At 71.0% G+C, this 3,177-nt stretch carries 1 protein-coding gene; it reads left to right on the top strand.

Annotation, left to right across the window (positions count from 1 at the left end):
• A partial coding sequence (locus tag D7W79_RS40575) for a non-ribosomal peptide synthetase (RefSeq protein ID WP_147442321.1) occupies positions 1-3,177 on the top strand: 3,177 nt, incomplete at both ends.

The following is a 3,177-nucleotide window of genomic DNA, read 5'->3' as shown; positions in this document are numbered from 1 at the left end:
CCTGGATGCTGGAGGACGCGCACCCCGCCGTCCTCCTGGCCCAGGAGCACCTGCTCTCGCGCCTGCCTTCCCATGACGCCCAGGTGCTGTGCATCGACACGCAGTGGGAGGACATCGCGCTCCAGCCCCGGCATGCGCCTTCTGCGCGCGCCACCGCCGACGGCCTGGCCTACGTCATCTTCACCTCCGGCAGCACCGGCCGCCCCAAGGGCGCCATGAATGCCCATGGCCCGGTGGTGAATCGCCTCCTGTGGATGCAGTCCGCCTACTCACTGCAACCCCACGACGTCGTCCTGCAGAAGACGCCCTTCAGCTTCGACGTCTCCGTCTGGGAGTTCTTCTGGCCCCTCATGACGGGCGCGCGCCTCGTCGTCGCGAAGCCCGGTGGCCACCAGGAACCCGCCTACCTCGCGCGCCTCATCTCCGAGGCCGGTGTCACCACGCTGCACTTCGTTCCCTCCATGCTCCAGGTCTTCCTTGAGGAGCCCGGGCTGGAAGCGTGCACGTCGCTTCGCCGCGTGGTGTGCAGCGGTGAGGCCCTGCCAGTGGAGCTTGCCGAGCGCTGCCTGCGGCGGCTGCCGTGGGCCGGGCTGCACAACCTCTACGGCCCCACCGAGGCCGCCGTCGACGTCACCTTCCACCAGTGCCTGCCGGGCGAGTCCCGCCGCTCCGTGCCCATTGGCCGGCCCGTGGCCAATACCCAAATCCGCCTGCTGGACTCCCGCCTGGAGCCCGTGCCCGTGGGCGTGCCGGGAGAGCTCTTCATCGGCGGCGTGCAGGTGGGGCGTGGCTACCTGGGCCGTCCGGAATTGACGGCTGAGCGCTTCATCCCGGATGCCTTCAGCGACATGCCGGGCGCGCGGCTGTACCGCACCGGCGACGTGGCCCGCTGGCTGCCGGACGGTGCCATCGAGTACGTGGGCCGTGCGGACTTCCAGGTGAAGGTGCGCGGTTTGCGCATCGAGCTGGGAGAGATTGAGGCCGCGCTGGAGCAGCACCCCGGCGTGCGCCAGGCGGTGGTGGTGGCCCGTGAGGACGCGGCCGGCGACAAGCGGCTGGTGGCCTACGTGGCATGCCGGAGCGGCGTGGAGGCGGTGGACGTCTCCGCGCTGCGCGCGCGGCTGCACGAGAAGCTGCCGGAGTACATGGTGCCCTCTGCCTTCGTGGTGCTGGAGGCCCTGCCGCTGACTCCCAGTGGCAAGGTGGACCGCAAGGCCCTGCCGGCCCCGGAGGCCCCGGTCTCCACCGCCGAGTACGTCGCCCCTCGCAACCCCACCGAAGAGAAGCTCGCGGCTCTCTGGGCCCAGGTGCTTCGCGTGCCCCGCGTGGGCGCCACCGACCACTTCTTCGAACTGGGCGGCCACTCGCTCCTGGCCACGCAGCTCGTCTCACGCGTGCGCGCGGCCTTCGGTGTGGAGCTGGCCCTGCGCACCGTCTTCGAGGCCCCGACGTTGGAGGGCCTCGCTCGGCACCTCGACGCGGCCAATACATCAGAGCCTGCGACCGGGTTGCCGCCCCTGGTGCCGGTGCCGCGTGGGGAAGCCCCTCCGCTGTCCTTCGCGCAGCAGCGGCTGTGGCTGATTGATCAGCTGGAGCCTGGGACGGCCACGTACAACATGCCCGTCGCCCTGCGGCTGTCCGGGGCGCTGGACGTCGAGTCCCTGCGCCGGGGGCTCGAGGCGCTGATGCACCGGCACGAGGCCCTGCGCACCACGTTCCGCGACACGCCCGTGGGGCCCGTCCAGATCATCGCGCCGCCCTCGGCCCTGACGCTGGACCTCACCGACCTGCGCTCCCTGCCGCAGGAGGAGCGTCAGGCCGAGGCACGCCGCCGCGCCATCGCCGAGGCCCTTCGCCCCTTCGCGCTCACCGCCGGTCCCCTGGTGCGCGCGGCACTCCTGGTCCTGGAGGAGCAGGAGCACCTGCTGCTCCTGACGATCCACCACATCGTGTCCGACGGCTGGTCCCTGGGTGTGCTCGTCCGCGAGGTGGCGGAGCTGTACCGGGCCTTCGCTTCCGGCCAGGCCCCGACCCTGACACCGCTGCGCTTGCAGTACGCGGACTATGCCGCGTGGCAGCGCCAGTGGATGCGGGGGGACGCGCTCGAAGCGCAGCTGTCGTACTGGCGCCAGCGGTTGGATCCGCACGCCGTGCTAGAGCTGCCCACGGACCGCCCACGCCAGGCGCAGCCCGACGGCCGGGGGGCTCGTTACGAGTTGCTGTTACCCCTTCCGCTCGTCCAGCGCCTCAAGCTCGTAGCCCTGCGCGAAGGCCGCACGCTGTTCTCCGTGCTGCTGGCGGCGTTCAACGTCCTGATCCAGCGCTACTCCGGCCAGGATGACCTCGCCGTCGGAACTCCCGTCGCCGGCCGTTCGCGTTCCGAGCTCGAGGGCCTCATCGGCCTGTTCGTCAACACGCTCGTCCTGCGCTCGGACCTGTCTGGCGACCCGTCCTTCCGCGAGCTGCTGGCCCAGGTGCATGACTCCGCCCTTGGCGCCTTCGCGCACCAGGACGTGCCCTTCGAGAAGCTGGTGGAGGTGCTCCAGCCTTCGCGCTGGCTGAACGTCTCACCGCTGTTCCAGGTGATGTTCGTCCTGCAGAACGCGCCCCTCTCGCTCGTGCCGCTTCCCGGCCTGCGCATGGACACGCTGCCCGTGGACGGCGGCGTGGCCCGCTTCGACCTGACGCTGGTGGCATCCGAGGAGGCTCGCGGCCTGCGCCTCTCCGCCGAATACCGCACCGCCCTCTTCGATGAGGCCACCGTCGCGCGCATGCTGGGGCACCTGCGTTCGCTACTCCAGGCCGTCGTCCGGGACGTGCGGCAGCCCCTGTCCGCGCTGCCGCTCATGGACGAGGCCGAGCAGCGCCAGTTGCTCATCGACTGGAACGACACGCGGTCGCCGTTCCCCGACGAGATCTCCATCCACGAGCGCTTCGCGGATCAGGCGCGCGCGGTTCCGGACGCGGTGGCGGTGGTCTTCGGTGATGACCACCTGACGTACCGGCAGCTGGATGAGCGCGCCAACCAACTCGCCCATGCGCTCATCGGCCTGGGCGTGCGTCCGGGCACTCTCGTGGCGCTGGGCCTGGGGCGCTCGCTCGACCTCATCGTCGCCCTCCTGGGCGTCCTCAAGGCCGGCGCGGCCTACGTCCCCCTGGACGTGAGCTACCCCCACG

Source organism: Corallococcus exercitus, assembly GCF_003611585.1.
GTDB lineage: Bacteria > Myxococcota > Myxococcia > Myxococcales > Myxococcaceae > Corallococcus > Corallococcus exercitus.
The sequence above is the reverse complement of the archived record's forward strand: the minus strand, read 5'-3'. Positions and strand labels throughout refer to the sequence as shown.